Here is a 23,585-nt window from a genome sequence, read left to right as displayed (position 1 = left end):
CCATCAGGCGCTGCTTCAGACCCGCGCCGCCCAGGCTCGGGGAGCACGGTTTATGCAGACGCTTTAGCCAGCGCCGCATCAATCTCGGTCAGCAGGCGCTTAACGCCTATCTTGTCGTTCAACTCCAACGCTCGGGTGTAGTGCCGGTGTGCCTCGCGCAGGTCGCCACGGTCATACAACGCAGCACCTAGCGCCTTATGCAGCTTGGCGCGGGCCTCGTCGTGCATGTCATGGCTGGCAGTCAGGCGCTCTATTTCCAGCAGTACCTGCAGCGGGAATGGTTTGCCCGCCTTTTGCTGGGCCAGTGCCGTATCGGCCACTTCATCAACCAAAACGGTGGCGACATTGCGCTGATACTGGTCGGGCAGGACCAGGTCATGCTGGAGCACGTAGTGACCGATGCGAAGCGCTTCATCAAAGCTGCCCACATCCAGATGCCAAACCATCGCCGTCACCAGGACATCGTCCTGGCCACCACGCCCGGCATCCAAAACACCGTTGATCCAATTTTCGTACTCGGGCAGGATCTCACGCTTGACCTCGATCTTGCGCTCGATGCTCTGGATGTCCTTGAGCCGACGGCGGTCAGCATCCAACTTGGCCAGCATCAGCTCATAGGCCGTGTTACCAGCCAGACTCTCTCCTGGATCACTCTGTGCAGCTGCCATTGCGGCAGTCACAGTCTCAAAGCGCCGTTGTGCTGGGCTGCTCATATCAACCTCCGTTAATCCAGGGTGATGTTCTCGGCCAGCGCCGCGCAGCCGTAGTCTTCCAGCTCGTAGGCATCATTGGACGACTGGAACGTGTCGATCCGGTCGCGGGCGGGGTTGTCGATCACTGATCGGCGCTGAGCGCCTTCCTGGTAATACAGGGACAAGTTATCCAGGCGTGTGACCAGAATCGCATTGGGCGGGAAGAACGGCACGCGAACAGCTGGCAGATTGCCGATACGTTTCTGACTGATGATCAGATCAGCGGCCAACTGTTCGGTCGGAGCCTGGCTGGTGTTCACCAGGGGGAAATACTTGTCAGCAAGCAATTTGCGTCCACAAATGGCCACCAGCTTGGTGTCCTCCTGATGCCAGGGATCGACCATGTTATTGACCAGGTCAAACACGACCGCATCCAAGTTTTTGTATTCGGCTGAAACGCCGACCTTCAGCTCGCCCGAGCCTGCGTCCGTCTCAAACAGACGGCGCTGAGGGGCTTTGGTACGCAGCTTTTGCAACCAGCCAATGCCCACATCTTGCAGCAGCGGATTCGCAGCAGGATCAGACGTAGCTGCGCGACTGGTGCCGTTAAAGCCAATGGTGATTCGGCTAAGCGCAATGGCCTGCAAAATCATGTTCGTCAGGCGTACCTGGAAGTCAGGGAACTTGGCCCACTGGTCCAGTTGAGCATACGTCACATAGGTGTCGTAGTTGGTCTGTTCACAGCGGTATTTGTTGTTATCCAGCTCGGCCACAGACTTGGGCTGACGTTCTTTGGTTTTCGTGTCGGTGGTGCTGGCAATGGGGCCACCAATGCCCAGGCCGATTTTCTCGCCTTCCTGCTCGCGCACGCCAAAGAGATTGATGCTTTTCAGGAACTCGCTGGATTCCTGAATTTTGTTTTCCATGGTCTGCTGCACACTCGGGTCAGCAGTGAACTTGCTGACAACAGCGGCCAGTTGGACATGGTTCAAAGTAGCCAAGCGGTTCAGCCAGGCGTCAAAGGCAATGCGGGTTTCGTTACGCATGAATTTTGCTCCGTGATTCGGTGATGGGGATCAGCAATCGGTCTGTACCAGGCCGTTATCGCCAGTAGCGGGAGGGCGATGCTGTCTACCAGCATCAGTGCTTTCGATGAGCTGCTTAAAATCGTTGAAGTCTTGGCGCAGCTCAGCCAGCTCTTTGCCCTGGCCCTTGAATGCAGTCTGAACGTTCGCCAGCACCTGCTCTTGCTCAGTGCTGTGTTTAATTACATCCCCGACCAGTTCGACCAGCTCAGTCAAATCTTGATCCGTCGCCTTGTTTTGCTTCTTGAACATGGCGGCCAGGTTCTTCAAGCTCTCGGAAAAACGAGATGGCTGCTCATCCTGGTCTTCTTCAAAGTCCAGATCCAATGCCGTAGCCACGCTGAACAGGTTGCCCTTGTCCTGCTTGCGCCCCGCCAGCGGTGAGTTGTCGGCCTGCTGCTGGGAAAACTGCAGCATTTCTGTACCTAAAGAGGCTGGGCTGTCCGTGACGCCCAGACCGGTCAAATAGGCCTTGCCCGACCCAGTGAAGTCAGGATTAATTTCGATGGAGCTGTAGACCTTCTGGCGCTTCTTGTTCAGCGCAACCAGCTCATCAGTAGGATCCAGCTGAGCGAACAGCTCCAGCTTGCCACCCTCGCCTTCTCGGGCTTCAAGCGCCAACACGTCGCCATAGGCGCGGAAGCTGCTGTCTGGGTGAATCCCGCGCAAATGCTCCAGCCAAATACGAGCGCCGAACTTCTTCGGATCGTAGCTGGCGGCCATTTGCTGGATCCATTCGCGGGTAATCGTGCGCCCGTCTGTAGCCGCACCTTCGGTGGCCACACGGAAAAACTTGGGTTTGAATTTCATGCCTTGCTCGCTGTGTTTGACGACGATAGGGACATGATTGCCTCGCCAGCCTGATGCCTCAAGCAAGCGGGTTTCGCCATGTTCGATGGCGAATATCAGACAGTGTTTAATTAGGAGGGGCCTGCCTATTCTGGCGGCATGCTCACCGTAGAACACGATCACGACAACCGCCGCCTGGCCAAGTTTCTGTACTGGCAAGGCTGGTCTTTAACAGCGATTGCCCATCACCTGGGCGAGCGCCGGTCTACCGTGGGATCGTGGAAAAGCCGCGATGGCTGGGACTCTGCCTCTGCCCTGGAGCGTATTGAGGGTGCGACGGAATGCCGCATGGTGCAGCTCGTCCTGAACCCCAACAAGAGCGGATCCGATTACAAAGAGATCGACCTGCTTGGTCGCCAGATGGAACGCTACGCTCGGGTGCGCAAATACCTGGGCGCGGACGGCAACGAGGTCGACCTGAACCCGAACCTGGCGGCCCAGAACAGCAAGCCGCGTAAAAAACCACGCAAGAACCACCTGACCGACGAGCAGATCGCCAAGCTGGTGGAAGCTTTTGAAGGGTCGATCTTCCAGTACCAGCGGGTATGGTGGGAATCCAAGAACCAGCGCACACGCATCATTCTGAAGTCGCGCCAGATCGGCGCGACATGGTTCTTTGCACGGGAAGCCCTGCTGGACGCCCTGCTGACAGGCCGCAACCAGATTTTCATCTCGGCATCCAAAGCCCAGGCTCACGTCTTCAAGCAATACATCTTGGCGTTTGTGCGGGAGGTACTGGACATCGAGCTGCGCGGTGATCCCATCGTGCTGTCCAATGGGGCCACGCTCTATTTCCTGGGTACAAACTTTCGTACCGCCCAGAGCTATCACGGCAATCTGTACGTGGATGAGTTTTTCTGGATCCCGAACTTTGAGCAGCTGAACAAAGTCGCCTCCGGCATGGCCATTCACAAGAAGTGGCGTAAAACCTACTTCTCAACGCCATCGGCCATGAGTCATGAGGCATACCCATTCTGGTCCGGAGAAAAGCTGGGCAAGATCCAGGCCAAGTCCACCATCAAAATGGATGTCAGCCACAATGCGCTCAAAATGGGCCGTCTGTGCGCAGACCGGATCTGGCGTCAGATCGTCACGATCTATGACGCAGAAGAAGGCGGCTGCGACCTCTTCGACATCGAGGAGCTGCGCAACTTCGAGTACACCGAGGAAGAGTTTCAGAACCTGCTGCTGTGCATCTTCCTGGACGACACCAAATCGGTATTCCCGCTACAACTACTGCAGCGCTGCATGGTGGATTCGTGGGAGGTCTGGACTGACCTTAAACCCCATGCTGCACGCCCCTTTGGCAATCGCGAGGTCTGGATCGGGTACGACCCAGCCGACACCGGGGACCACCAGGGCTGTGTCGTTCTAGCCCCGCCTGCAGTCCCTGGCGGCAAGTTCCGACTGCTTGAACGACTCCAGTTCAAAGGACTGGACTACGAACAGCAAGCCACCGAGATCCAGAAACTCTGCGGCAAATACCACGTCACGCATATCGGCATCGACACCACCGGCATGGGCGGGGCTGTCTACCAGTTGGTCCGCAAGTTCTTCCCGGCTGCAGTAGCAATCAACTACTCGGTCGAAGTCAAAACAGAGATGGTGCTCAAAATGCAGAACGTCATGCGCAATGGCCGTTTTGAGTTTGACGCCGGTGCCGTTGACTTGGCCCAGTCGTTCCTGTCTATCCGCAAGCAGCTCACGCCAAGCGGTCGCCAAGCGACCTATGCCTCTGGCCGGACACGCGCCGTAGGACACGCCGATCTGGCCTGGGCCTGCATGAATGCCATCTATCACGAACCGCTACACGGCAGTACCGAGTCGTCTGCCAATATTTTGGAGTTTAGCGAATGAACGCAGTCACCGAAGCGACAGACCAGGTGCAGGCTGAGCAACCAGGCATTGAAGCTTTCACGTTTGGCGAGCCTGAATCCGTCCTGGACAAAAGCCGCATCATGGAACATTTCCAGGTACTAGATGCCGGAAAGTGGTATGAGCCGCCGGTGTCTCTGGATGGCCTAGCCCGATCCTTCCGTGCCAGCCCACACCACAGCTCCGCCATCTATGTGAAGCGCAACATTCTGGCCAGCGCCTTTATCCCGCATCCGCTGCTCAGCCGAGAGGATTTCAGCGCCTACGTGCTGGACTACCTGGTGCTCGCCAATGGCTATCTGGAAGCGCGCTGCAATCGCCTTGGAGCCCCGATAAAGCTAAAACCAGCCTTGGGCAAGTACGTGAGACGAGCAAGCCAGGAAGAGGATCGTTTTGTGTTCCTTCACTCGTGGGGCAAAGAGCACTGGTTTGAGCCAGGGCAGGTCTATCATCAACGTGAGCCAGATTTGCATCAAGAAATCTACGGAGTGCCCGAATACCTATCTGCACTCTCGTCGGCCTGGCTCAACGAAGAGGCTACCCTTTTTCGCCGCCGTTACTACAAGAACGGCTCTCACGCGGGCTACATCATGTATGTGACCGACACTATTCACAATGACACAGACATCAACGCACTGCGCCAAGCAGTCAAAAGCACTAAAGGCGTCGGGAATTTCCGTAACCTCTTCATGTACGCGCCGAACGGGAAAGAAAAAGGTTTGCAGGTCATTCCACTATCAGAAGTAGCAGCCAAGGACGAGTTTTTCAACATCAAGAACGTGACACGAGACGACATCCTGGCAGCGCACCGAGTGCCACCGCAACTGATGGGCGTCATGCCCACGGTAACGGGAGGCTTTGGTTCGGTGAAACCTGCTGCTGAAGTCTTCATCAAAAACGAGCTGGAGCCACTGCAAAATCGTCTCAGCTCGATAAATGACTGGCTTGGCATAGAAGTGGTGCGGTTCAAACCATACGAAATGAAAGACGATTCGTGACCTCTGGGGCCACTAAAAAAAACAGGCCCATCAGTCAGCTATAGGGTGATTAGTGTTTGGTGCCTGATACTTCACATTACTCATTTGCCGTGTGACTGGATGCCACTGAAAGGCGGTTTCAGGTCGTGCCGTACTCAGTAGTTCAAGAGCTGCCTCTGTACTGGTATTAAGATCAGTCCACTCGCGAGCAGCGTCAGGCGTTAGAACAACTGGTCTACGATCATGGATGTCCACCATCCCGCCTGCGCTCGCGTCAGTCACTATCGCAAAACCATGTTCAACATCATTATCCTTACCTGGTTGCCACGCCGTAATGGCAGCTAGGTAGATTGGCTTACCGTCCCGCGAGTGGATAAACCAAGGCTGCTTATCTCCTGGCTCACCTGTCCATTCAAACCAGCCATCAGCTGGTACCAGTACACGTCTGCCAAGTAGGCCGCGCCACATCGGAGACTTTTTCAATATGGTATCTAATCGGGCATTTATTACAGGTGGCCGCTTGTACCATTCAGGCTTGTATCCCCAAAAAAGCCGGTCGACCTGGTCAGTCCCGTCCCCCAGCTGGTGAAGTACAAATGGGCGAGTGCCAGGAGGCACATTATATTTCAAGCCACTACCAATCTTGCCCAGGTCATGGGGATTCCAGTTCAATGACTCTTCATACTCAACAGGCTCTCGGGCCTGGCGAATGCGTCCACACATTGGCACCTCCATTAAGGTTTTAAACCTGATTGGTCTTGATTGCCTCGCTTCAAGTAATACGCCATATCTCCGTCCCGACCCTCGGTACGGTGCGGAAAATTAAATCCTCGACGGTGGTCCTCGGCCCGAATATAGCCCTGAACGGCGTTCTCCATTCTGAGAGCTTCAATGAGGGGTTTGAGCCGGTTCATGTTCTCACCGAGCCCAGTCAGCGGCATTGTGCCAAGAATGGAGTACGTCAAAACGGCCAGCTCGCGCAGGCGCTTCACTTCACGCAGCAGGCTCATCACGTCCTGGTTGCGTCGATTCCCGTCTTGAATCGCTTTCAACTCACGATAGGTAAGCATGATAAATACTGTTTAAATAAACAGTAAATTAGCATTTTTCACGCGCCAAAGTGTTACCAACCAAGAATACACAGAATTTTCAATCGAACGAGTCTCTGAGCTGCTGTATCGCCGTCCCCTCCGCGCCTGCGACGCTCACCGAATAAGCACCTTTTAACGCAGCCCCTCAAGCCCTAGGAGGCCCACCATTGGCACGGCTCACAAGGAATAAGGGGTACGCAACACTAACGCACTTTGACGCAGCTTAGGACGTATTAAACACGGCCAGCTGGGTTGTCTAGTTCTGGCTTGGACATGGGTGGGGCGTGGGAAAACAGTAACCTCAATAACCAGAGCCAAAAACAACTCATAACCTATTGATAAATATAACCTTCCGAGGTTACCCCTATAAGATAATCTGAAGTAACTAAAAAGATAACCAAACCATAAGCAGTTGATTAATAAGGAAATAATAAAAACAATAAATTATCTATAGTTAGGATAACCAGATTACTGTTAGGTTATTAAAAAGTTATCTTTTCTGTTTTCTCTGGAAGGCGCTTAAACACTGGCTTACAAGGTAATTGCCAAAGACAGGTTATCAAGGTTACTGTTTTCCCATGCCCTCCCGACTTTTTTGGTAGGACGGTATCCAGGCAGGGCCGCAGCGCAGAACCTGCTGGATAACCTATCGGGGTAGCAGCTACTGCCGGTGACAGTATTAATGACAGTATTTATCAACTCGTAAAACCAATACACGGCTACAAACAAGGCTTACAAGGGGTGATGTGAGTGCGCCCCAGGCCACCAAGAATTCAAACAAAAAGCCCAGTCAAACGACTGGGCTTTTTGTTTTTCTACGTGCCAGATGCGCAGACTCTAACCCATACACACGACGTGAAAGCATTTTCATTTCAGTGTGGAAATCTGCCCCCTACCTGCCTCGGACACCTCGTCTATCGATCATCAGACAGCATGCTTTGCCTACAGCAGTGTCGCTGGCATCGCCTCCAAGCGCTTGGCGGACTCACGTATTCCCAGTTCAATTGCCTCAAACACTTCCATAGGAAACTCAGCAGGCAGCTGCTGGGCGACCACCTCCAACACGTGCGGGACTCGTCCTAAGCAATCCATGATCAGGCCCTCCATGTTCTCTCCCCACCCGCACAGTCGGGCCATGTGGTTGAAATGCCGGCGCTGAATATCACGCAATCGGTAGTGGGTATTTTTCCCGCGAACGGCCATGGCCAGCTTGAGACGATTCACATCCAACTTGTTCGGTCCAGTACCCGTGACTGGCCAAGCCGACAAAACATCGTACAAAGGCGTCAAGCGGTAACGGCCACCAGGCAATAGAAAAATCGAAAAATTCTTCGCATGCCCATCAGTCGCTGCCAACATCCAAAACACTAATTGTGCTGTCAGCAAAGTACGCAAGTCCTGCTCCCTCGCTTCAGACAGCTGCAAAATACGCGCGATATCAACAACGCCCGGCCCGCCATCGGCCTCGTATTTAGCATCAGGAGACTTGCCTGTTGCCTGACAAAAGTCCTCCTGTGGCAGCCTCAGCCAATAAGACTGTACAGCCAACTTCCGGTCAAAACGCTCAACGATCAATACCTTTTGCTCTTCAAAACTGGCCATCTCGCAGTTAGCGACAGGTAAATCAAAGGCGCGCAAAATCTGTGCACACAGCCATTCATTTTCTACAGAACTGCGCATATCCGCTTGGCGGCCCCCCACCAAGCCCAATGGTAGTTTGAAGATATGCGTTGTCGGAGTAGATCCAACAGGTCGACACCATTGTCCGTGATGCCATAAAAAGGCTGTTTTTTCCTGGGCTCCTGCCAAAGATATTCTGAAGTCTTCATCAGACGCTTGCTGTTGCCCCAAGACCAACGGTGCAGCAGTAGCCGCCCTCAAAGCGTTAGCGATTTCAGCCTCGTTTAAAGGACAAGCCTGAATATCAAAGACATCATCGGGCTCCTCACCTTCGGGAAGCAGCTGAATAGCTCCAACACAATCACGCCCGATAGCCGTTAGCAAATCAAAAGCATCTGTGCTGGATGTTCTGAATCGTGTCTGCAGGCGACGGCGGATTACATCACTGTCTGGTAGCAGGTTGTCAAAATAATTCCGTACTTGAGGACCACGCAAAGGCGCGTTATCAATAGTGAACGGCAAAGAAAGCGATAGGGGACGCCCTTGTGATGATACGAGCCAAACAGGGTCGTAAGTCAGTCTATCCTCGCCATTGGCGGCTACTTGCCAAGTCCCTACCCGAAGGCCATTTGCCCATAAACCCAATAGGCGTTGCTGTGAACGGTGCGCCATGGCTACCATTCACTTGTACTTAAAGAGGCTTGAGAGCGCTGTTGTACGGCTAGCTCCAGCCCCAAAATACCAGTCAAGGCTAACAATCGCTCAACGGTTAACTGGCTCGGCTGACTTTCCAGTTCGGACAAACGATTTTGGCTGATCCCCAAACGAGATGCGACTTCCTGCTGCGTCAGACCTAAAGCCTTGCGTCGAGCAACAAGCTGATAACCAAGCTGATCACTAGTAGAAAGTATGTACATATCTATTTATCGCTAATGTCGATAATTTGAGTATATCGATTATCTCGATAAACAACAAATATCGACAATATCGATAAAATTAAATTATCGATATTAGCGATAAAAGCCTCAAAATCCCACCGGCTCCGCCATCCAGCCAAACCCGGCCGTCATGGTCGGTGGTGGTGTTACACAGGCCTTGCGCCCCTGTCGCAGCTCCGTCCAATTTCCCAGCAACGCCTGTTCGCAATGCGCCTCAGCCCGGCGCAGTTCGTTGCGTGCTTTGCTGGTGGTGACGCCAAAGCGTTCGGCCACCACACTCAGGCTCTGTTCTTCCAGCCGGGCCGCCAGAAAGATGGCGCGGCGTTGGCGGGGCAGCAGCTCGATGGCGTAGATCAGGACGGACAGCAAAGATCGGCCGATCAGGCTGGACTCTGGCCCCGGCATGGGGGAAATCTGCTGATGCTCTTCCAGTTCCTCCAGGGGTACCAGCGTCCCTCTGCCAGATTCGGCGCGCCATTCATCGATCGCCAGATTGCTGGCCATACGCAGTAAATACAGGCGGGGGTTGGCGACCGGCCCGATCTCCCGGCTGCCATGCAGACGCAGCCAGGTGTCGTGCAAGGCATCCGCTGCGCGGTCACGGCAGCGCAGGCGGATGGTCAATTGACGCAGCAGCTCTTCGTAGTGCACCTTCAGATACAAGCACAGTGAATACTGCGGCGTCACACACTCTTCATTACGCTTGCGTGTAGGCAAGGGCAGGCAAGTGGACAGCATGATCAGATCTCCCAGGCTCAAGCTACAGTGTCATCCGCCGCCGCTCCTCGGGCGTCAAGCGATCCAGAGCGGATTGCGGATTGGCGCCCAGTCCCAGGACCTGCACCGTACTGTCTTGGCGATACGCAGAGGCATCTATCCTGGAAGTCGCTGGGCCTGCTCCTGATGATGTGGCCCCGCCCCCTGACTGCCCTGCATCCCCAAATCCCAGAATCTGCACAGTAATGACCGAAGGCAGATTCTGACGAGCCTGTGCACGAGCGCGGTTGACCGTATCCTGCGCCGCCGATGCGGCCGACGATGCTGTCGCGCTGGCGTTACTCAAGGCGCCTGTGTTGACAGTCGCCACCACCGGAATTCCCTTGGACTCGCCCTGTACCTGAATATTGTCTGCATTGACCACACGCAAGGCGGCGATATTGATGTCGCCCGACACGCGAATCCCTGCCTCGCCCGCGTCCACCGTTCCCAATGGCGCAATCAGATCGATATAACCTGGCGGGACCTCGGGAACCGGGTTCAAGGTAGCGATACCTGCACCGGTATTAGGCGTTGATGGCGACAAGGCCACATTGCCAAACAGATCGTAAACACGACGTTGCGGTGTGTAGACCACCGTGGTCTTGCTACCCCGACCCGCGTTGATGTCCCCTGCTGCCGACCAGGCCAGAATATTGCCGCCAAAGGTCGTAAAGACCCGGCTCTGCCCCATCAGAATGTCGCTTTGCGAGAAGAAGTTGATGTCCCCTTCCCCTTGCGTGATCACACCTGATCCTGGACCAGGGTTAAAGCCACCATCAATCCCCACCAGGGCACGACCGCCAGGAGTCAGAATGCTGATGTCCCCACCAAAGTTGGTGTGAATACCTGCATCCAGCACGTCGTAGAACGACACGTTGTAACCCGGACTGCCCAAGGCCTCCCACTCGGCCTTGGTGATGTAATCCAGCTTGGGATTAGGCCGGCTATTGCCCGCCGTGTTGTTCACGTAATCCGCGTCGTAATACAGCGCACTGCTGTACATCGTCAAATCACCCGTGTAGCTCAAGGCCTTGCCTTGAGCATCCTGTTCGGGGAACAAGGTGGCAATCGCTTCACGACCCCGCAAATAGCTGCCTGCGCGCTTGCTGTCACTATCGTTGTACTCACGGCCCGATGCCTTCAGCTCTGCGTAGTACACATTGCGCAGATAGCTGCGTTGCTGCTCGGGCGGCAAGGCCTCGAAGAAGCTGCGGGCGTCCATGCTGGCCGCATCAAAATGCAGGCCCAGGCCGTTCTTGTCGCCAAAGCGGGTGCTCAACCAATTGACCAGGTGCAGCTGGCTCTCCAGCTTGTACTCTCGCGCCAAGGGACGACTGGAGGCATTGCGGCCTTCAGCCCTGGCCTGATCGCGTACCTGGTCCAGCTCTCCCTGCTTCTCCTGCAGGAAGGCTTGTGCGCCGGCTTCATCGCCTGTGTAGCCAAACTCGCGTTGCAGCCATTGCCCCAGCGTCAGGCCACCGCTATAGATGTACAGCGCCTTGCCCTGTTGATCTGCAAACGGCAGCTCCAGATCAGCCTGATTCTCGGGGTTCAGATAGCGCGCCGCAAAGTCGTTCCAATGCGCTCCTTCGCCCATTCCGGCCGAGACCGAAATACTGGCGCCGCCACCACGACTATCGGACAAGGCACTGCTCAAGGGCCCCAGACTCTTGATCTCGCCCTTGTCAGCCAGATACACATGACGCCCGGCCGACACGTCCAGCAAACCTGGCCCCAAGATGTAGAAGCTGCTGTTACGCACGTCCCGACCCGCTTCAACAATGGAAATATCGTCTGCCCAGGCATGGGTAATCAAATTACCGCGTGTCGTCGCAGTGGCACTCTTGGCCCCTGCCACGGCATCTTTCTGCCCCAGGCGTGTGCCCGAGTCGGTAATGTCACGCCCGGCCCGAATCGCCACAGGAACCGAGCCTTCCATACGTGAGCCCTGCGAGCCCGGTGGGTATCCCAACAACACTTCCTGACCGACGCGCAAGCCAACAATGTCGCCGTTGACGGCGTAGTAACGAGCGGGCTGACGTTGAGCTGCGGCAGTACCGATATTGACCGGCGTACCAAACACAAACAAGGAACCTGTATTTTGACGGCCTCCGTACAGCGAAGTGATCGTCTTGCTGCTGACGGTGAACCAGTCGTTGAGCTTGACGGCCTCGCCATCCACGTTATGAATTATGCGAGGGTTATAGCCGTACTCGCCGCCCCCTGTCTGCGATAGCAAGCCTACAAAGGCAGGACGGAAGGGGCTGGACATGGCCGCTGCGTCTGCCGCCGAGGCCGAGAAAACGTAGCCGGCCGCCTGAATGGAGCCCCCCGCCAGGAACTGCAGTTCACCACGCCCTGTTGCGTTGACAAACTGCTCGCCCATTGGCGAAGGGGCCAGTACCGTACCAAAGCCATAACGCAATATTGAATTGCTGGGTACAGTGGCATCGCTGGCACTGGCTCCATACTGAATATTGCCGTTAGCGGCCGCCGCACGCAGGATAGAAGGATAGAAATGACCATCTGCGTTATGGGACTGGTTGCGGCCTGGGTCGCCCCAACGCGTATCCTCATACGCATTGCGCTCATCCCAGGACGTGGTGGGCGTCAGGTTGCCTCCCACACTCAACAAATCAATCGCCGTCGCCGGTGTCCACAAGGAGAACCAGGACCAACCATTGCCGTCATAGTGCTGGCCATCTACGGAGAAAGGCGTTGAGCTTAAGGACGAGGTACGCCCTGGGTCTACCGTACTGCCCAGCACCAGATCGCCCCGCGTTTGCATGCGTACTGCGGAATCACCCAAGACCAGAATCGGACCACCTGTTGCGGTCCCTCCGCCGCTGGCATAAATATTGCCAGGACGCGTATCCATTTGATCTGTTCCACCAAAGCCCAGCTTTACCCCACCAACCGCGCCGGCATCCAGAGCAATCGCTCCTCGCAAATTCACCAAAGTGCTGTTCAGGTCATGCTCGTTCAAGCGCACATCGGGGTTCGGGTTCAGTGTGCCGCCCAGGCGCAGGACCAGGTCCCCGCCACCTGTCTGTACCAGTTCGCCCCCCGGGGTGATTCGGCCTGTGCTGCCCACCACCAGATGCAAGCCCTGGCTGCGCGGCGTATGCGTCTGCTGATTCCAGCTGCTGCGAATACCGCGCTGGTTCAACATGCCGGCATCCGCCCCGGCCTCCACGGTCAAGTTGCCACCACCCAAAGTACCCACACCGGTAAAGCCGGCCAGGAAAGGATCGTTGGCAAACAACCAGGTGTCGTACTCGCTATACCCGCCATTTGCGGTACCCGCCACATATGTCCCGAAGTTGACCCACCAGGCACTGGGAGTCCCTTCCGAGGCTGACACTGCACTACCCGTTCCCTGGCGCCACAACCAGTTACCCACTGCCGTAGAAGCAATCTGCTGACGCGTGTTGTAGAAGGTGTAGCTCTGATCATTCTTGCCGTCGTTATTGCCGACCAGATCCCCCTTCACACTGCCTTGAGCACGCAGCAACACATTGCCGCCCTTTTCGGGATACCAGGCCTGATACAGGCTGTCCGCACCACCGTCGACCAGCGACTCGAAACGCTTGCCTTCCGCGCGCAAGATCGTGCCATCGAACAACTTGCCACGCGCCTGGTTATAGGCCGCCCCCATCGATGCCGACGGCGTGCCTGCGGTGTAGACCCCATACAGCGAGTTCATCTCGATGTCGCCACCAGACACCAGATCCAGATCACCCACGCCCGTACGCAGGACACTGAACAGTTGTTCACGGGCGGGCTGTTTCACGTCTTGCATCTCGGGCGGTGTAGCGGGCGAGAGCTCGGCGGCCATATCGCCCATGCCAAAAATATTCAGTTCAGTGATATCGGTGCCGATAATGCCGTACGCTTGCAGCTCTTCGATCTGCGCCTGTGTCACCTGCTCACCAGAGACAGGCACAAAGCTCAACCAATAGCCCCCCGCCAGCAACTCAATCAGCTCTTCAAAGCGGCTGACCTCTCCCCAGCCATACACCGCTGGTTTACCCGTTCCTGGAATTTCGGTTGATTTCACGCCAAGGCCAAAGTGCGTATCCGCCAGCATCAAGCGACGCTCGGTATCAATCAACGTCAAGCGATTATCCGCTGCCGAGGTATCCGCCCCGGCAACCAGACGCAAATCCCAGGACTGCGAGCCAGCGGCCAACATGGAGGCCAGAGCCAGCATACGACCTTGCGTGTCATCCCCATCTCGAGGACGAAGATCAACCATCACGGCCCCGCCCGGCAATACCACGTCCGTCTCGGAAGGCACCAGCGCCCCTTTCTTCAAGGCAACCTGCTGGTTCAATTTCATGAGCACCGGCAAGGGCACGCCTTTGGGCCACAGAGTAGCCGCCATTTGCGCATCCTCCGGCAAACGGAAGCCCGCGGCCAACTGCATATTGGCTGGTAGTGTCACAGCCTCTTTCAAGACCGTGCCAGCGGCATAAACCACTTGCCCGGACGCATCCAGCACGGCCGCTGACAGCACCGTTCCTGCCTGCAAGGACAGGCCTTGCGCCAGACTCATCAGGCTGGGGATTACGGTGCCGCGTGGCAAGCTCATGCCCTCCACGGGCAGGTCATAGTTAACGGTACGACCGGCCGCGAACTGGGTCCCCACGTCCAGCGTGGCCATGCCGCCATGGGGGATGATGAGATCACCGCCAAAAGGCATACGACCTGCGGGCAGAACCCAGCCACCATCATCAGCCGTGACACCCAGCACGGAGGTATTGAAGCCATCCGTCAAACTGCCAAAAATCGTCAGATCTCCAGCGGCGCGCAATACCAGGGCCCCGGCCTCGCCCGAGCCATATACCGAGCTTTTCTGAGCATGAGGATTTACGCTGGCATAGCGGTAGCCCGACAGATCAATATCCCCATCCACATGCAGATCACCATCTGGATTCGTGACGGCATTGCTGACAATCTCCACACCAGGGCGCAGGTGGAATTGATCACCATAAGCACGCAGCCCGGCCAGCTTGCCTTGCATCAAGGCCTGATTCGCCAGAGCCTTGTTGATGAAGGTTTCACTATCCAGATGCTTCTGACGCAAGTAGTCCTGATCGATACGCTGGTAGCTGCGACCATCTACCGTTTCATCGAGGCCGAGCTGCGCATCGTCGTATTGCTGGAAAGCATTGACGGCAATCGACCTGGCCCCGGTAATGTTGAGTGCACCGCGTGCATCAATATCGACATCGTTGCCCGTCGCGCCACCCAGGCGCGGTGCGTTCAGAGCGACAGTGCCGTAATTCGCATGGGAACCAGCCACACTCAGATTCATGCGCATGCCATCGACCAGAACCAGACGACCCTGGCCCGAATCAATTTCAATGACAGCCCGGTTAGGTGCTTCAATCACTTGGCCATAACTGTCCCGACGCAGCACACTGGCACTGGCATCCAGCACGGCGCTGCCAGTCAGGGTCACCCCTCGCTTGGCAGCCAGGCGAATGCTGCCCGCCTGCTCACCGCTGGCATCAATGGTACCGTTGACCGTCAGGCTGCCATTGTCCACGGAGACATTGACTTCACGCGCTTTAAGCTCGTTGCCAATGAGCAGATCTCCCTGGCGCAGCTGGAAGCTGCGACCACCCCACACCGATCCTTCATTCAGACGGGCGTTAAGTCCCGCAAAGTCCGCAATCTGCTGTCCACGCAGCTCAATAAAGCCGGAGGCAAAAGGCACCAAGGTACCGCCCGCATCGTAATGCCCTGTTCCAGCTCCCAACATACGGCCACGCAAGTCCACCAAGCCGTTCAAGGCCAGGGCCGTCAGTTTGCCTGCACGATTGTGCTGGGCCGATACATCAATCAGGGATTCCGCCGCTTGGGTCACATTGCCGCCGCGACTCTCCAGCACAACCTCGCCACCCCAGCTGTACTTGTTCACATCAAAAAAGCCGATCGGACGCCCTGCCAGATCCAGTTGCGCACCCTCTTGCAGAACCACATCGTCCTGAGCAGACAGCTTCAGCTTGCCGCTAGGCAGCAAGGCCGCACTGTCCCAGACCAGGGACCTGGCAGCATCCAGGCTCAACTCGGCTCCCAAGGCGTGCACTGCTGTGGCCAGATCAGGCTGCACCGTGCTGCTCCCCTGCGGACGAGTTACCGCAATGTTGCCACCTGCACGGATGTTGTTGACCGAACCGGCCTGTCCGGTAAACAAGGGGGTGCTGATGTTCAGATTGCCGCCCTGATAGGTCCAGCCATTGCTGGCTGCATCCCAGGCACCACGACTGTGGTACACGGACAAGCTGCCCTTGTGATTGGCTGTGATGCGCTCGGAGGCATTCAGGTTCACGCTGCTAAAGCCCAAGGCCAGACGGTCGTGCATGCCCACGGTATCGGGCTGGCTTTTCGGACCGTAACCAAACTCAATCTGCTGAGCATCAAATACCAGACGGCCATTCCCCGTGCCCGCGCCGCCTTCCACGATGCTGCCCGCCGGTGTCGTGGCTCCGTTCCAGACCAGAATTCCGGTTTCGATACGTGCTTCACTATTTGCGTCGCCATAGCCATAAATGGCAGCTGCGCTTAACACCAGGCGCTCCAGTGCCGACTTGCCTGTCACCGGGTCCAGCGTGCTCAAATTGACATCACCATAGAAGTTGACGGAGTCACGCGCCGTCAACACCAGGTTCTCCAATGCAGGCGCCCCCATCTGGGTATCGCCGCGCAGCAAGCGCTCCAGCACACGTTGATTCAGCGTCAGACCGGAGGGCAAGATACCCGCAGCAGACGCGTCGGACAGGGCCTGCGCTCCGCCCACATTGATGCCACCCATAGCCAGCACCAGATTGCGCGTGCCATAGCGCACCGACTCATCCAGCTCAAAGGTTTTATTGGTGGCAGCAGTAATCGTGCCTTCAGAATACAAGCGGGTTTCACCCGAACAACTGCTACCGACGGCACAAGTCCCTATATGCAGAAAGCCCGCCCCTACCGTGCCCCAACTATCGTCGTTGCTGGGTGCTGTGACATCCAGCCAGCCATTGCTCAAGGCCAGAACCCCTTTCTGGCCGGGCTGCAGCACATAGCCCTCGCTGGAGTCCCAGGGCGCGGCGCCTTTGCCCAAGGTGTTGATCGTGGCGCCCTGCTCAACCGTCAGGCCCTTTTCACGATTACCCACTACTAGAAACACCTGGGCGGCTTCCAGCACGGCGCCGCCGCGAATATAGATTTCATCTGTGCGCGTGTTGCCCAGACTGACACGCCAGGCATCGCGGGTCGAACCATAACCTTGCAAGGCAAACGTGGAGGTAGGTGAACCCCCGATACTGATGCCTGCCGCCCCCAGGCGATTGAGCACACCGGACTCTACCGACATACCATCAAAGCCTGCGGTCGGCGCTGCCCCATCAGCCAGCACTTCAATGCGCTGACCAGTCAGCACCACATTGCCCCCACGGCCATTCTGGGCCGGTTCAAACTTGGCAACACCGGACGCCACCTGCAAACGGTTCGCCTCCAGCTGCAGTTGGCGGGCATCCCGCTCCAGTTGAGGGCGCGGGACACTATCGCGCATGGCCCAGTCCAGCCCAAACTGCGAGTAAGACGTTTCGTTGTACTGGGAATACTGGCGCAGGGTGTCTGCCGAGGTCAGCACCACGCGCGAGGGCATGGCATCCATGACATGGGTATTGGCGATCCCCAAACGGGCGGCCACATTGTAGGAACCATTACGCATGGCAATGGTGCCACCCATAGCCGCACTGGCACTGCCCGAACCACTGATTTCAACGCGGTAAGCACCAGGCAACAAGGCGTAGGTAGAGGGCAGCAAGGTATACGTCCCTGCGGCCAGGCCCGGTACGCCCTCTCCGATATGAATCTGGCGTCCCACCATAGGATCGCCTGCACCATTGTCGGCCGCCAATGGCGCCACCACTTGCTGTACACCTGGCACGACGGCATAGACCGGGTTGCCAGAAAGCTCGGGCAGCATGAAGCCGTTATTGGTGCTCTGAATCAGGGGGTGCAGACGGGCATCCGTAGAACCACCCCGCCCAGGCAGGAAACCTGCTCCTGTCAGTTCCCCACCACCCGACAGATCCAGCAAGGCACCTTCTTGCACGTCCACGCTGGTGGCTTTCAGGCTGAGATTACCCAGCAGACCGCCCAGGCCCACATAAGGCGCATCGCTACCTGCATAGTTATAGGTCAGCCCATCCACCGTCCCGCCGTAGGGCATGATCAAACCCGCGGCACTGACCGAGGTAATACTGCCAGGGCGCATCACCATGGAGGTTGGGGCTTGCGAGGCGCCACCTACACCCACCCCCAACTCCAACTGCCCCAAGGGAGCCAGCAACACACCGCCCTGATCAATATTGCCCGACATCAGGCGCAAGACACCCAAGGCAGAATAAGGCTGGGCGACAGGGCCACTGCCAATGCGCTCGATACGCAAGCTGCGCTGCGGGTCATACTGTGTCAGCGGGTTATTCCACTGATCGCGCTGGATATAACGGCCGGAAATCACCTCCGCCGTCACGCCAGTTCCCGGATAGATGCGGCCAGCCGCCAGCACCAGATCCCCTTCGGTCAGCAGCTGTGTACGATCACCGACCGCATGCTTCAAGAAACGAAGGTCGTTCTGCGCGCGCAGATCCACCGTATCAAAACCGGCACGCGATACCTCGGCCTTGCCACTTTGCAAGGACCGGCCCAACGCACCGAAGGCGATCTGGTTGGCTATGTCCAGCACATTGGCATCGATACGCAGATAGGAGTCTGGCAGCAGCTCGGGCAATCGGCCTTCATTACTGTTCAGAGCCTGAATCAGCGGCGTCACATACTTGTCGCGGGTGGGATGCGTTGCCCCTGCCAAACGGACATGAGGCGCGGCCAGCTTGACCATAGCACCGGGCATAGAGCCAGGGGCCAAGGCAATCTTGGGGGTGGCCAGATGCAGGCTTTGGCCCATCTGCAAATCCACACCGTTTTCAATCGACAAAATGCCGTTGGACAGCAGGGCCAGATTATCAAAGCCCCCCGCCTGAATGCGGTCCACACCCACACGAGCATGGCCGTAGGCCAAACCCGCATCAGCACGACCAGCTTGCAGATCAAGCGGCAGATTTTCCAGTTGCTGCTCTTGCACCAAGGTCATTTCGCGGTGTGCCAATACGCGATCACCCGGCCCACCTGACATTTCATAGTTCGGCGACTCCAGGGCGACCGACAAAGTTCCGCCCGCCGCATTGGCACCACCGGCCCAGGCCTGCATATCGCCATCCAGATACAGCCCGTTGAAGCTGGCCAGATGAATGACACCGCCATTGGAAGCGATAGTTTGCGCGCCCTGACCAGGCATATCCAAAGTCGCTGCGGCTCCGGATGCCAGCAGGCGCGCGCCTTCGCGCACAATGACAAAGCTGTCGATAGCCTTGACCTGCGTCGCAGCCTGCTGGTACTTGCTACCAATTTCGATACGGCCACCATTGAGCACCTTGCCGTAGCGTTGACCCTGGGTATCGACAGCCGTCATGGCCTTGCCCGACACATCCAGCACGGCATTGCTGCCCAACCAGATTGAACCGTCGTGTCCTTTGAGGTGGCGCACGTCCTCGCTACCAGCACTCAGGCCATAGATACCGATCTTGCCACCCGAGGCTCGCAAGGAGCCATCCACCGTAATCTGACCGCTGCCTTGCAAGATAATGTTGCGACCATCATCTACGCTAATATGCGCCGCCTTGCCCACGGACAGGGTGGGGCCACTGGGGTCCACATCTTGCTGCTTGTACTCAAAACCTGCCGTCAAGCTCAGATCGGCACCGCCGCGCTGGCTGATCGAGCCTTTTTCGGGCGATTCGCTGAACTCGGGTGGCAACCACAGGGAGGCAAGCTGGCTCAGATCCCCACCATTGGCCAGTTGACGTGCAGCGGGCAGATCCAGCTGCATGACGGGCATGTTCAGCGCCAGATTGGCCCCTTCTGCCACGGCCACGCCGTAACCGCCTATCACGTCGTAATTCGCAAACCCTTTCTGGAACAGGCTGCTGTCCAGATGCAGCATGGTCCCCACGGCCACATCCTGCGTCAAGCGCGTTCCGGCACGCAGCAAGGTGCCTGCGCTATAGCTCAAATCGGCATGAGCGACCGTGCCAGCCTTGTAAACACCGGGGGATGGCGCAATGGCAATGCCATCAGGCAGGATATCTGCCGGCACCACATAGTTGGTCGGGAAGCCGGCGGGATTCATGATCTCCATGATCACCGTTCCCGCTGGCAAGGTTGGCGCCACGCTCCAGCTATAACCGTCTACCCGCAACTGCTGGCCATTGGACAGCCAAACCGAATAACTGGAGTTCTCGTTGCTTGGCTTGGGCAAGGTCCAGGGGGTCGTCAAATGAATCCAGCTGGACTGATTGGCCTGCTCAACCTTGGGCGCCCCGCCAATAACCTCGCCAGCGGCGGCATGGGTACGCATGTAGTGGAAATCCACCGGCAAGATCGCACCAGCAGCAATGGTAAAGGCCTCGGTCGTCAGCAAATCGGCCAGAGAGCTTTGACCCGCCTGCAGGACGCCATCACTGCCCTGCACCGTGCCACCCAACACGACAGTCTCCCCGGTCTGCAAGCGCAAGGTGCCACCACCAGCCACACCATGACCACGGATTTCACCTTCGAAGACCAGTCGTCCACCTATGCCGGATACGCCGGATATATACGCATCAGCGGCCAGAGTGATATTGCCACCCTTGCCACCTAGCACCGAGCCATCGGCCATGTAGGCCGCCGCCGAAGAGACGTCCAGCAGCGCGTGTTCGGCCACAGTCACATCACCGCTGCTGCGCAAAATGATTTCACCACCATTACGCCACGGCAGATAGCGCATCGCACGACTATCCAGCTCCTGATTGCTCCAGAGGCCTCTGGTATCCAGGGTGACGCCTGAGTCAATTCGTGTGGCAGCAATAGCGCCGGCTGCCACATCGGCAATCTTGCTGGATTGCCAGCCCAAACTGGCGCTGGTCCATTTATCCACCAGATCACCCAGCACAATACGGCCACCGCGCGCCGTCAGGTCAGCCTTCACATCGACCTGATTGGCATGCAGCGCGATCTCGCCACCCAGAGCAAGCTCCAGCGCGTCGTTGACTTCCACACTTTGGCTGGCATAGGCACGTAGAGCCCCCAGACCCATTTGCGTCAACCAATCGGAATCCAGGCTGATGCGAGAAGGGCCGGACGTCGCGTCGGACTGCTCCCCCCCCTCCTGCGCCTGAGCCTTGCCAATCACAATCTGCTCAACCACTGCACTGGGGCTATAGCTCAGATTCTGCGTGTCCTTGTCATAAACCGGCGTCCAGCCACCCAGAATCAGCTCGGCCCGACGCGCTACAGCCGTTTGTGACTGCTGATAGCCATCCAGCTTGGGAGCCGGTGCCTGAATCTGGCGCGGGCCCTGGTAAACCTCGGATTCGATATGCCCTTGCAGGTCCGCCGCCTTGGTCGAAATAACCAGGCGGCCCGCATCACGTCCTACCGTATAGCCTTCTTCGTAACGCTGGGTAGGAGCCAGAATCGGGTTATAGAAGCTGCGGGTTTGACCCCAGCGCGCACTGGTCTGCTCGTAACCCTTGTACAAGCCGGTGTAGAGCAAATCGCCCGGTGCACTATCGACCGTGTATAGACGGCCATCCACACCCCGCAGCCAGCTTTGACGCAGATAACCGCTTTGTACATCCAGCGTGCCGCCCGACAAGTTGATCAAGGAGCCGGGACGCGTCACCACGCTGGCACCGCTGAACTGCACGGTGCCGCCCTGGGCAGCCCACTCGCCAATACTATGGCTGGCGACGCCCAGATAACCACCCACTTCCAGTAGCCCGCCCGCGGTGTACCAACGGTCCTTTTCATAGCCATTGGTGCCAGCAGGAACAAACACCAGGTTGCGGCGATCCAGCCAGACATCGCTGCTGCGCAGATTGTCGCCCTCGCGGTTGACCGGAGCGTCGCGCTGCTCATTACCCTGAATATTGATCATCAGGTTGTTGGCTTCCATCGCCACGCGAACACCCACATGGCCGGACACATCAATCACGGCGTCCTGACGTACCTCGCTGTTCCTGGCCGCGTCCACAAAGACCTGACCACCCGTCGCCAGCGTCAGGCTGTCGGCGTCAAAAACCACATCGCCACCGCTGGCAATCTGTACCAGCGACTGATCACGGCGATGACGCAGGCCGTCGCCTTCCTTGTCCGACTCCTTGATCAAGGCTTCGCGTTGTACATCCAGGGCGGTAGCAGCGCTTTCGTCCAGCACAATCGCTGTGACGCTATCCTTGCCCAAGGTCACGCTGGATTGAGCATCCGTCTTGTTGTTCTGCAGATGAATCGTGCCTCGGTTGTGAACCGAGGTGCTGGCCACCAGCACGCCGTCCTGGCTGATCGTGCGCCCGGCCAAGGTGATGTCGCCCGTTGCGGCTTGAATCACGCCCGTATTGCGAACCAGGCCCGCCTTGTCGGATGCCCCTGCCTGAGCTACCACCGTGTTGCCACGGGTGGTGGAATTGACGTTTTCCTCTGTCCCCATCCCCTTGCGGATGATGAAGTTCTCGCCAGCGGCCAAGGCAGCCTGCCCGCCCGGGGTCGAGATACTGCCTGCATTGTGCACTTCCTGCCCCAGCAAGAGCACATAGCCCCCGCCCTGGTTCACGGTCTCGGACGCATGTGTGCCGATACGTGCACCGGCGTGTATCTCGATCTTGCCTTGCGCATTAGTGAAGGACGCCGTGTTGGCGTCCTTGCCATACAAACCTTCCTTGAATTGCTGGTCCGTGATCTTGGCGGCGGCTGTCACCAGATTGCGCACGTTCACTTGAGACGTGCCGCTGAACACTACCCCGTTCTGGTTCACCACCATCACGGTGCCATCACCCTTGATGGCGCCTTGAATCTGGCTCGGGGCGGTATCCGCTCCCACAACACGGTTCAACACCGCATCGGACACTTTTTGCTGAAACTGAACCGTGGTGTTGCGGCCCACGTTAAAGCTTTCCCAGTTCAGTACGGCTTTGCTTTCGGTCTGCTTGATGGCAACGGTGTGCTGACCATTGTCTTGTGTGTGCACCGGACGCTCTGCGCCGGTCCAGACGTGCAGATTGCCTGCAGCATCACGATCCCACACCCCGCCTTGCACATAACCGTCCGGCACACCGGCTTCTTTGGCAGCAGCCTCGCGCGCGGCTTTTTGTGCAGCTTGCTGAGCAGCAATCGCACTGGCGGTACGACCCAGGTTCTCGACCGAACGGGCCAATTGCTGACGTGCTTCGGCATGTTGGCGTGCCGCCGAATTCAGCACGCCACTGCTGGGGTCCACCATCCCCCCTTGTGCGCCCGAAACATTGCGCTCTACCGCGCCGCGAGCCGCAAACCAGGCTCCGGACACCGGCTGACTCTGAGCATAGACCTGCCCCCCCAAACCACCGCTTACCAGCAAAGCGGCTATCGCGCGGGCAAGCGGCGTAAGACGATTCCGGGACGTGTCGCGAGAAGCTCTATCGACAGGGTTTCTAGGATCAGATGACTTGGAAGACAAACTGCGTAGGCGTGGCGACATTGCTTGAGTTTCCCGACTTAAGACTGGAGGGATTTCGTATCCATATCTACAAGACTGGTTTTGGCGAGAAATCAATCATGCCTATTTTGT

General features: G+C 57.3%; 11 protein-coding genes. 2 read left to right on the top strand and 9 right to left on the bottom strand.

The features are described 5' to 3' along the window. Positions 1 to 50: 50 nt before the first annotated feature. From gpM to KOE80_RS02720, 3 genes are read right to left on the bottom strand one after another with little or no spacing between them, the layout of a single operon-like run. A complete protein-coding gene (gene gpM / locus KOE80_RS02730) occupies positions 51 to 713 on the bottom strand; it encodes a phage terminase small subunit (protein WP_115634174.1) in 663 nt (220 codons plus the stop codon). An 11-nt stretch (positions 714 to 724) separates the two neighbouring features. Continuing rightward, positions 725 to 1,738 (bottom strand): phage major capsid protein, P2 family, encoded by a 1,014-nt coding sequence (locus KOE80_RS02725; protein ID WP_226348298.1) that lies wholly within the window; start codon positions 1,736 to 1,738, stop codon positions 725 to 727. A gap of 30 nt (positions 1,739 to 1,768) precedes the next feature. Continuing rightward, positions 1,769 to 2,653 carry a GPO family capsid scaffolding protein gene (locus tag KOE80_RS02720; protein ID WP_226348297.1) on the bottom strand — a complete coding sequence of 295 codons (885 nt, stop codon included), beginning with the start codon at positions 2,651 to 2,653 and terminating at the stop codon, positions 1,769 to 1,771. Positions 2,654 to 2,725: 72 nt separating this feature from the next. On the opposite strand from KOE80_RS02720, the gene KOE80_RS02715 reads away from it, so the two are divergent. After that, positions 2,726 to 4,483, top strand: a complete 1,758-nt coding sequence (locus tag KOE80_RS02715; RefSeq protein ID WP_226348296.1) for a terminase large subunit domain-containing protein — start codon at positions 2,726 to 2,728, stop codon at positions 4,481 to 4,483. After that, positions 4,480 to 5,499 (top strand): phage portal protein, encoded by a 1,020-nt coding sequence (locus tag KOE80_RS02710; protein ID WP_226348295.1) that lies wholly within the window; start codon positions 4,480 to 4,482, stop codon positions 5,497 to 5,499. Before KOE80_RS02715 ends, KOE80_RS02710 begins: the two co-directional genes overlap by 4 nt. A 30-nt stretch (positions 5,500 to 5,529) precedes the next feature. On the opposite strand, the gene KOE80_RS02705 is transcribed toward KOE80_RS02710, so the two are convergent. The 6 genes from KOE80_RS02705 to KOE80_RS02680 all read right to left on the bottom strand — a co-directional run bounded on the left by KOE80_RS02705 (position 5,530) and on the right by KOE80_RS02680 (position 23,375). Continuing rightward, positions 5,530 to 6,201: an SOS response-associated peptidase gene (locus KOE80_RS02705; RefSeq protein ID WP_226348294.1), complete on the bottom strand. Its 672-nt coding sequence runs from the start codon at positions 6,199 to 6,201 to the stop codon at positions 5,530 to 5,532. A gap of 11 nt (positions 6,202 to 6,212) precedes the next feature. Continuing rightward, positions 6,213 to 6,548: a hypothetical protein gene (locus KOE80_RS02700; RefSeq protein WP_226348293.1), complete on the bottom strand. Its 336-nt coding sequence runs from the start codon at positions 6,546 to 6,548 to the stop codon at positions 6,213 to 6,215. A 963-nt stretch (positions 6,549 to 7,511) separates the two neighbouring features. Further along, positions 7,512 to 8,861 (bottom strand): type II toxin-antitoxin system HipA family toxin, encoded by a 1,350-nt coding sequence (locus tag KOE80_RS02695; protein WP_226348292.1) that lies wholly within the window; start codon positions 8,859 to 8,861, stop codon positions 7,512 to 7,514. A 2-nt stretch (positions 8,862 to 8,863) separates the two neighbouring features. Continuing rightward, positions 8,864 to 9,106, bottom strand: coding sequence for a helix-turn-helix domain-containing protein (locus KOE80_RS02690; RefSeq protein WP_226348291.1), 243 nt, complete (start codon positions 9,104 to 9,106; stop codon positions 8,864 to 8,866). 108 nt (positions 9,107 to 9,214) lie between these two features. Next, the gene (locus KOE80_RS02685) at positions 9,215 to 9,865 is read right to left on the bottom strand and encodes an RNA polymerase sigma factor (RefSeq protein WP_143241239.1); all 651 of its coding nucleotides are present in this window, start codon (positions 9,863 to 9,865) and stop codon (positions 9,215 to 9,217) included. 22 nt (positions 9,866 to 9,887) lie between these two features. Then, the gene (locus KOE80_RS02680) at positions 9,888 to 23,375 is read right to left on the bottom strand and encodes a filamentous haemagglutinin family protein (RefSeq protein WP_226348290.1); all 13,488 of its coding nucleotides are present in this window, start codon (positions 23,373 to 23,375) and stop codon (positions 9,888 to 9,890) included. Between the last annotated feature and the right edge of the window lie 210 nt (positions 23,376 to 23,585).

This window comes from Alcaligenes sp. 13f (assembly GCF_020496585.1).
GTDB lineage: Bacteria > Pseudomonadota > Gammaproteobacteria > Burkholderiales > Burkholderiaceae_B > Alcaligenes > Alcaligenes phenolicus.
Note: the sequence above shows the minus strand (reverse complement) of the source record. Positions and strands in the feature narration are given on the sequence as shown.